Annotated in this window: 7 protein-coding genes; 3 read left to right on the plus strand and 4 right to left on the minus strand. The window is 72.3% G+C overall.

The window, feature by feature from the left end; translation table 11 throughout:
• The 3 genes from mprF to aat all read left to right on the plus strand — a co-directional run.
• Positions 1–2550, plus strand: a 2550-nt coding sequence (gene mprF / locus HMPREF0731_RS12220) for a bifunctional lysylphosphatidylglycerol flippase/synthetase MprF (protein ID WP_007004451.1), incomplete at its 5' end; no start/stop codon positions are given.
• Positions 2551–2582: 32 nt separating this feature from the next.
• The gene (locus tag HMPREF0731_RS12225) at positions 2583–3293 is read left to right on the plus strand and encodes a virulence factor family protein (RefSeq protein ID WP_007004452.1); all 711 of its coding nucleotides are present in this window, start codon (positions 2583–2585) and stop codon (positions 3291–3293) included.
• An 8-nt stretch (positions 3294–3301) separates the two neighbouring features.
• Entirely contained in the window at positions 3302–3967 is a 666-nt protein-coding gene (gene aat, locus HMPREF0731_RS12230; RefSeq protein WP_040613210.1) for a leucyl/phenylalanyl-tRNA--protein transferase, read from the plus strand.
• Here aat and HMPREF0731_RS12235 read toward each other — a convergent pair.
• The 4 genes from HMPREF0731_RS12235 to otsB are packed head-to-tail and all read right to left on the minus strand — an operon-like array spanning position 3964 to position 8427.
• The gene (locus tag HMPREF0731_RS12235; RefSeq protein WP_040613082.1) at positions 3964–4434 is read right to left on the minus strand and encodes a hypothetical protein; all 471 of its coding nucleotides are present in this window, start codon (positions 4432–4434) and stop codon (positions 3964–3966) included. The genes aat and HMPREF0731_RS12235 overlap by 4 nt on opposite strands.
• A gap of 50 nt (positions 4435–4484) precedes the next feature.
• Entirely contained in the window at positions 4485–5912 is a 1428-nt protein-coding gene (locus HMPREF0731_RS12240; RefSeq protein ID WP_007004454.1) for an alpha,alpha-trehalose-phosphate synthase (UDP-forming), read from the minus strand.
• The gene (locus HMPREF0731_RS12245) at positions 5900–7717 is read right to left on the minus strand and encodes a glycoside hydrolase family 15 protein (RefSeq protein WP_007004455.1); all 1818 of its coding nucleotides are present in this window, start codon (positions 7715–7717) and stop codon (positions 5900–5902) included. Before HMPREF0731_RS12245 ends, HMPREF0731_RS12240 begins: the two co-directional genes overlap by 13 nt.
• Positions 7714–8427 (minus strand): trehalose-phosphatase, encoded by a 714-nt coding sequence (gene otsB, locus HMPREF0731_RS12250; RefSeq protein ID WP_245538323.1) that lies wholly within the window; start codon positions 8425–8427, stop codon positions 7714–7716. Before otsB ends, HMPREF0731_RS12245 begins: the two co-directional genes overlap by 4 nt.
• Positions 8428–8647: the final 220 nt, after the last annotated feature.

Raw genomic sequence — 8647 nt, forward strand, 5'->3', positions numbered from 1 at the left:
CTGCGGCCCTGGCTGCTGCTGGGCGGCGGCGGGCTCATGGCCGCGCTGGCGCTGCTGGCGCTGCACGGCCTGTCGCACGAGCTCGACTACGCCACCGTCATGGCCGGGCTGTCGCAGCAGAGCCCCTGGAGCATCCTGGCCGCGCTCGGCGCCACGGCGCTGAGCTTCCTGGCCATGACCGGCTACGACCTCTCGGCGCTGCGGCATGTGGCGCCGGGGGCGGTGCCGCGGCGCATCGCCATGCTGGCGGCCTTCTGCGGCTTCGCGCTCAGCAACACGGTGGGGGTCGGCGCCTTCACGGGCGCGGCGGTGCGCTGGCGCATCTATGCCGCGGCCGGGCTGAAGCCGGAGCGCATCACCCGGCTGCTGGTCTTCGTCACCGCCAGCTTCGTGCTGGGGCTGTTCGCGGTGGGGGCGCTCGGGCTGCTGGCCACCGCCGAATCGGTCGATGACTGGTCCGGCCTGCCGCCCGACCTGCTGCGCGGCATCGCCCTGGCCATCCTGGCCGGCATGGCGGCGCTGGCGGTGTGGGGGCGGAAGCGGCCGGGGCGGCTGCGCATCCGCGGCATCGGCTTCCGGGTGCCGCCGCTGAAGCTGGTGGCCTTCCAGGGGCTGGTCTCGCTGGTCGATATCGGCGCCGCCGCCGCCGTGCTCTGGCTGCTGCTGCCCGAGGGCGCGGTGGATCTGCCCTTCTTCATGGCGCTCTATGCGGTGGCGATTGCCATCGGCGCCGCCAGCCACCTGCCCGGCGGCATCGGCGTGTTCGAGGCGGTGGTGCTGCTGGCCTTCCAGAACACCGGCATCAGCCTGGACCAGGTGGCCACCGCCCTGGTGCTGTACCGGCTGATCTATTTCGCCCTGCCGCTCTGCCTGGCGCTGCTGCTGCTGGCGGGATTCGAGGCCAGCCGCCGCGCCCATCTGCTGCAGGGCGGCACCCGCGCGGTGCGGGCGGCGACGCGGCTGATGCCGCGCTTCCTCGGCGCCATGGCCTTCGCCGCCGGCGCGGCGCTGCTGCTGGGCGGTGTCACGCCCCCCTCGGGCGAGGTGCCGGGGCTGCTCGCCCCCGCCTTGCCGCTGCCGCTCTTCGAGGCCAGCCACCTGATCGCCAGCGTCGGCGGGCTGCTGCTGCTGTTCGTGGCGCATGGGCTGGTACACCGGCTGGACGGCGCCTGGTGGCTGGCCCTCGCTTTGGCCCTGGGCGGCCTCGTGCTCAGCGTGGCGCGCGGCGGCGGCGAGCTGGAGCTGGGCCTGCTGGCGCTGCTGGCGGTCGCCCTGCTGGCCTCGCGCGACCGCTTCGACCGCCGCGCCCAGATGCTGGCGCCGAGCTTCACCCCCGGCTGGTGGCTGGCCGTCATCGGCGTGGTGGGGGCGGCCACCTGGCTGCTGTTCTTCGCCCATCGCGACGTGGAGTATTCCCGCCAGCTCTGGTGGCAGTTCGAACTGGACGCCTCCGCCCCGCGCGGCATGCGCACCACGCTCGGCATCGTGCTGGCGCTGTTCGCCGCCGGGCTGTGGGCGCTGCTGCGCCCGGCCCGCGGCACCGTCCACCCGCCGACACCGGAGGAGCTGGCCCGCGCCACCGCCATCTTGGCCAGCCAGGACCGGGCGGATGCCAACCTCGTCCGCATGGGCGACAAGGCGCTGCTCTTCGCGCCGGAGGGCGATGCCTTCATCATGTATGGACGGCGTGGCCGCTCCTGGATCGCGCTCTCCGACCCGGTGGGGCCGAAGGCGCGGCGGGTCGAGCTGGTCTGGCGCTTCGTCGAGATGGCCGACGCGCAGGGCGGGCGCGCCGCCTTCTACCAGGCGCGGCCGGAGAATCTGCCCCTGTATATCGATGCGGGGTTGCAGCCGCTGAAGCTGGGCGAGGCGGCGCGGGTGCCGCTGGCCGGCTTCAGCCTGACCGGCAAGTCGCGCCAGCCGCTGCGCAGCGCGCTGAACCGCGCCGAGCGTGAGGGGCTGCGCTTCGAGCTGGTCCCGCCCGACCAGGTGGCGCCCCTGCTTCCTGAACTGAAAAAAATCTCGGAGGAGTGGCTGGCGCAGCACCGGGCGCGGGAGAAGGCCTTTTCCCTGGGGTCCTTCGAGCCCGCCTATGTCGCCTCCCAGCCGGTGGCGGTGGTGCGCGGGCCGGAGGGCGGCATCATCGCCTTCGCCACCGTGATGGACACGCCGGGCGCCCGCACCGACATGTCGATCGACCTGATGCGCCACCGCGCCAGCATGCCGCCCGGCACCATGGATTTCCTGTTCCTGAAGCTGATCCTGCTGGCGCAGGCGCAGGGCTATGCCCATTTCGACCTGGGCATGGCGCCGCTCTCGGGGCTGGCGGCGCACCGTCTGGCGCCGGTCTGGTACCGCCTCGGCGGGCTGGTCTTCCGGCGTGGCGAGCGCTTCTACAATTTCCGCGGCCTGCGCGCCTTCAAGGAGAAGTTCGAGCCGGCCTGGGAGCCCCGCTATCTCTGCACCCCCGGCGGGCTGGACCCCTGGGTGGTGCTGGCCGATGTGGCGGCGCTGCAATCGGGCGGGCTGCGCGGGGTGATCGGCAAGTGAGGCGGCGCGCGGCGGCGACAGGACAGGACCCCATGCAACGACGGGCTTTGCTGGCGGCCGCGGCCGCCCTGGGTGGCGGGCTGGCGCTCTCCCGCCCGGCGCTGGCGCAGCGCGACACCTCCGCCTGGCTGGTGGAGATGCCGCCGCGCCAGAAGCGGGGCGATGTCTTCGCCATCATCCTCTCCGGCGATGGCGGCTGGCGCGACCTCGACCGGCAGATCGGCCGCCATATGCGCGACCGCGGCGTGCCGGTGCTGGGCTTCGACTGCCTGAACTGGTTCTGGCGCCGCCGCAGCCCGGAGGAGGTGGCGGCCGAGCTGGACCGCGTCATCGCCCTCTATGCGGCGAAGTGGCAGGTCTCGCAGGTGGCGCTGATCGGCTATTCCTTCGGCGCCGATGTCCTGCCCTTCGCCTGGAACCGCATGAAGCCGGAGAGCAAGGAGAGGGTGGCGCTGATCTCGCTGCTGGCCTTCGCCAGGGAGGCCGCCTTCGAGATCAAGATCGGCGATTTCATCGGCCTGTCGCGCCCCAGCGCCCTGCCCACCGCGCCCGAGATTCCCGGCCTGCCGGCCGACAAGGTGCAATGCGTCTACGGGTCGGAGGAGGAGGCGGAGACCGCCTGCCTGGCCTTCCAGAACACCCCGGCACAGATCATCCGCCTGCCGGGCGGCCACCATTTCGACGAGAACTACCCGGCCCTGGCCGAGCGCATCCTGGCGCGGATGCCCCGCCCAGGGCCATGATGGGCGGCATGTCCCGCCGCCCGCCCGACATCACGCCCGATCTGCTGCTGCGCGCCTACCGCGCCGGCCTCTTTCCCATGGCCGAATCGCGCGAGGGGCGGCGGCTCTACTGGCTGGACCCGGAGCTGCGCGGCATCCTGCCGCTGGAGGGGTTCCACCTGCCGCGCCGGCTGCTGCGCACCGTGCTCTCCGGCCCCTACCGGGTGACGGTGAACCAGGCCTTCGCCGCCACCATCGCCGGCTGCGCCGCCCCCGCCCCGGGGCGGGAGGATTCCTGGATCAACCCGGAGATCGAGACGCTGTTCACCACGCTGCACCGCATGGGCCATGGCCATTCGGTGGAGACCTGGGCGGAGGGCGAGCTGGTCGGCGGCCTGTATGGCGTGGCGCTGGGCGGCGCCTTCTTCGGCGAGAGCATGTTCAGCCGCGCCCGCGACGCCTCCAAGGTGGCGCTGGTGCATCTGGTGGCGCGGCTGCGGCTGGGTGGCTTCACCCTGCTCGACACCCAGTTCATCACCGGCCATCTGGCGCAGTTCGGCGCCTGCGAGATCCCGCGCGCCGCCTACAAGCAGCGCCTGGCCGAGGCGATGGCGGTCGAGGCGATGTTTCCCGTGGAGCCCGAGGGGCTTACGGAGGCGATCCGCGCCCTGCGCCCGCCGGGCGGCGAGGGCTAGGCCCCGGCCGGGTTCCAGGGCTTCAGCACCGCGACCGGCGCTTCCGGCGCCGGCCAGAGCTGGATCAGGTAGTGGTCGTCACCCTCCAGCCCGTCCTCGCTCAGCCGGTCCAGGCCGGAGGCCAGCAGGCGCAGCCGCAGCGCACCGGGCGGCACGGTCAAACGTGTCGCGTCGGGCCAGGAATCGGTGCAGCCGGCCAGCACCGCCATGCCGGAGGTGACCAGCGAGGCCTCGGCCGCCTGGTCCACCCCTGCCAGTTCCAGCGGCGGCACCGCGTCATGCAACTCGACGCGCACCGGGACATGGGTGTTGCGGGCGGTGGCGATGCCCACCTCGCCCGGCTGGGCGAGCAGCCCGGCGGCGAGGTCGGCCTCGGTCCAGGGCCGCGCCTCGGTCTTGGCGGCCGCATCGGCCAAGTAGAACTGGTGGTAATCAGCGAAGATCGGGCCGGCATGGAGCAGCCGCATGGCGGGGCCTCCCGGAAGGGGGCGGGGGGCGGGTGCCCCACCGTCCGGCCTCAGTTCCGCGTCGGCGTGGCCCAGAGCAGGTCCTGGTCGGGCCGCGGCAGCTCCTCCAGCTCGGCCAGGAAGCTCTCGGCCCAGCGCGTGGCGGTCTGCTCCTCCAGCCCGCGCATCATGCTCTCCCAGCGTTCCTTGCGCTCGGCCAGCGGCATCTTCAGCGCCTGGTCGAGCCGCTCGGCGATCGCCTCGGCATCCAGCGGGTTGACCAGCAGCGCGCCCTCCATGCTCTCCGCCGCGCCGGCGAAGGAGGACAGCACCAGCACGCCCGGATCCTCGGGGTCCTGCGCGGCCACATATTCCTTGGCGACCAGGTTCATGCCGTCGCGCAGCGGGGTGACCAGGCCGACCCGCGCGGCGCGGTAGAAGCCGGCCAGCGTGTCGCGCGCCACGGCGCGGGCGACATAGCGCACCGGCGTCCAGTCGAACTCGGCATAGTCGCCATTGATGCGGCCGGCCAGCGTGTCCAGCTCGCGGCGGAGGTTGCGGTAGCTGGCCACCTCGTTGCGGCTGCGGGCGGCGACCTGGAGGTAGGTCACCTTGTTCAGATGCTCGGGGAACTTGGCCAGCAGGGCGGCGAAGCCGCGCATGCGGTGCGGCAGGCCCTTGGTGTAGTCCAGCCGCTCGGCGCCGACGATCAGCGAGCGGTCGCCCATGCTGGCGGCCAGGCGCTGGGTCTCGGGGCCATAGGCGGCCTTGCGGGCCAGGGTGGCGAAACCGCGCGTGTCGATGCCGATCGGGTGGGCGGAGAGCTGGGTGCGGCGCATCTGGCCGGCCACCTCGCCACGGACGCCGCCGGTGGCGTCCGGGGTCAGGCCGAGCCCGTCCTGGAAGCAGTTGATCATGCCGCCCAGGTCGCTCTTGGTCTGCACGCCGACCAGGTCATAGGCGAGGAGGTCGCGCAGCAGCCGCTCGGCGTCGGGCAGGGCCGAGAGCACGGCCCAGGGCGGGAAGGGGATGTGCAGGAAGAAGCCGATGCGCTGCTTCGCACCCAGGGCGCGCAGCTCGGCGGCCATGGGGATCATCTGGTAGTCATGGATCCAGATGGTGTCCTCGGGGCCCAGCAGGGGCATCAGCGCCTGGGCGAAATCCCGGTTCACCTTGCGGTAGGAGGCGGCCTCCTGCCGGTCATATTCCATCAGGCCAAGGCGGAAGTGGAAGAGCGGCCAGAGGGTGTTGTTGGAGTAGCCGGCGTAGAAGCCTTTGTGGTCGTCCTCGGTGAGGTCGATGGTGGCGTAGTCGATGCCGCCGGAACGGAGCTGGCGGGGCTCCAGCGTCGCATCCTTGCGGGTCTCCCCGCTCCAGCCGAACCACAGCCCGCCGCTGGCCTTCAGCGAGTCCTTCAGCCCGACGGCGAGGCCGCCGGCCGAGGGTTCCCCGCGCCGCGGCACGGCGACGCGGTTGGAGACGACGACTACCCGCCCCACAGACCGTGCTCCCACGAACGGCTCAAACGCATCGCCGACAGAATCAGACCAACATGGGAGTAGGTCTGAGGAAAGTTCCCCCAGAGCCGATTCCGTGTCGGGTCCAAGTCCTCCGCCAACAAGCCCAGGTGATTCCGGCACGACAGGATGCTCCCGAACATGGCGCGCGCCTCCTCCGTCCGGCCGGCGGCCGCAAGCGCGTCCACATACCAGAACGAACAGACCAGGAAGGCGGTTTCAGGCTTCCCGAAATCGTCAGCCATGTCGTAGCGGTGAAGGAAACCATTGTGCATCAGCCGGCGCCCGATCATGTCGAGCGTGCCGCGGAAGCGCGGGTCGGTGGCGGGCAGGAAGCCGATCTCGGGCAGCAGCAGCAGGGCGGCGTCCATGCCGTCGCTCTCGAAGCTCTCGACGAAGCTGCCGAGATGCGGGCGGAAGGCCTTCTCGCAGATCACCGCATGCAGCTCGCGCGCCGCCTTGGCCCAGCGCTCGGCGCGGTCCGGCAGGCCGAGATGCCGGGCAATGCCAGCGAGCCGCGCCATGCCGGCCCAGCACATGGCGGCGGAGAAGGTGTGGATGCGCGCCCGGCCGCGATATTCCCAGATGCCGGCATCGGGGGTCAGGGCGCGGGCCTCGGCCTGCTCGCCCAGCGTCTCCAGCAGGCGGAACAGCGGCTCGCCGGCCGGGCGCGGCAGGCGCTGGTCGAAGAACATCTGCGCCGCGGCCATGATGACCGAGCCATAGACGTCGTTCTGCACCTGGTCGGCCGCCTGGTTGCCGACCCTGACCGGCCCCATGCCGAGGAAGCCGGGCAGCGCCTCCTCGATCCGCTCCGGCATGGGCAGCGAGGGCACCAGCGGGTAGCAGGGCTTCAGCACCCCGCCCGGGGAGATCGCCACCACATTGGTGACGTAGCGGATGTATTCTTCCATGGTGCGGGTGGCGCCGAGCCGGTTCAGCGCCTGCACGGTGAACAGCGCGTCGCGCAGCCAGCAATAGCGGTAGTCCCAGTTGCGCTCGGTGTCCGGCGCCTCGGGGATCGAGGTGGTCAGCGCCGCCACCACCGCCCCCGTCTCCTCGAAGGTGCAGAGCTTGAGGGTGATGGCGGCGCGGATCACCGCATCCTGCCATTCGAAGGGCAGGTGCAGGCCGCGCGTCCAGTCCAGCCAATAGGCCTCGGTCTCGCGGATGAATTCCTGGCCGATGGCGTCCGCCCCCTCCGGCACCGTCTCGTCAGGGCCGAGGATCAGCGTCACCGGCTGGTCGAGCAGGAAGGGCGCCTCCTCCGCCAGGCAGGCCAGCGGCGCGTCGGTGGTCACCCGCAGCGCCGCGTCCTCGGTGAAGTAGCGCAGGTGGTTGGAGCCGGAGCGACGGATCGGCCGGTCCTGCCCCCAATGCGCGCGCGGGCGGATGCGCAGCCGGATCAGCGGCTGGCCGGAGAGCGGCTCGATCCGGCGCACCAGCATGGGCGGGCGGAAGGGGCGGCCGAAGCGGCGGAAGCGCGGCGCCGCATCGGTGATGCGGATGCGGTTGCCCTTGCCGTCGATCAGCTCGGTCTCGAGGATGGCGGTGTTGCGGCGATAGCTCTGGCGGGTCTCCACCATGCCCACCAGCTCGCACTCCATGAAGCCGTCCTGCGGCGCCTCGCCGCCGAGGAGCGCGGAGAAGACCGGGTCGCCATCGAAGCGCGGCCAGCACAGCCAGGAGCAGCGGCCGGCGCGGTCGAACAGCCCGGCGATGATGCCATTGCCGACGGGGGCGAGGTCGAGCGGCTGCGCCCCGGCGGGCGGAAGCGGCGGAATCATGCCGCCATCCGCCCGGCGATGCGCTCCAGCCAGTCATGCACCGCGGCGGGGCCGGGGAAATCCATCGGGATGCGGTAGCCGGTGCCGCCCAGCTCGGCGCAGGCATCGATGCCGAACTGGTCGGTGACATCGTCGCCGATGAAGACCGGCTGGCGGCCGGCGAAGGGGGCGTGGCGCATCAGCCAGCGCACGGCACTGCCCTTGTCGAGCCCCTTGGGCCGCAGCTCGGCCGCCGCATGGGCGGGCATCACCTGGAAGTCGCTGCCCGCGACCAAGCCCTCCAGGAAGGCGGTGGCGGCGGGGCCTTTCTCCGGGTTGGCGCGGAAATGCAGCACGAAGCCGTATTGCTTCGGCTCGAACAGCAGCCCCTCGGCGTCCGCGAAGGCGGTGGCGCGGTCGCGCCAGGCCTGGGGCGGGGTGGGCGGCGGCGGCATGGGCGGGATGGTGGCGCCCGGCAGGGAGGAGGCGTCGATGATGGTGCCGTGCTCGGCGGCGTAGGCGATGGGCGGGGCGCTGGTCAGCGCGCGCGCCACCTCCAGCCCACGGCCGGTGACGATGGCCACCGCCCCGCCCAGCCGGTCGGACAGCCGGGCGAGCAGGCCGGGCAGATGCAGCGGCACCACCACGGCGTCCGGGCGGGGGGCGATCTCGATCAGCGTCCCGTCGAGGTCGAGGAACAGGGCGGCGTGCGGCGGGGGGAGCGGCGGCATGGACATGGTAACAGGATAGGGGCGCGCCGGATGCGCTGTAGACCCCTTTTCTTGCGCAGCTTGCGCCAGGGCGGCCGGCGCCTTTCCTGTTTCACCTTCAAAAACAAGGAGATGGGGCGGCGGGGCGCGGGGTTTTTACTGATCGGGCCGGGCGCCGCGCCGCAGCCCTGGCCATGCGGCGCGCGGCCGGGGCCTGGCCGATCCGCGCGGCAACGCGCCA

It is taken from the genome of Pseudoroseomonas cervicalis ATCC 49957 (assembly GCF_000164635.1).
Taxonomy (GTDB): domain Bacteria; phylum Pseudomonadota; class Alphaproteobacteria; order Acetobacterales; family Acetobacteraceae; genus Pseudoroseomonas; species Pseudoroseomonas cervicalis.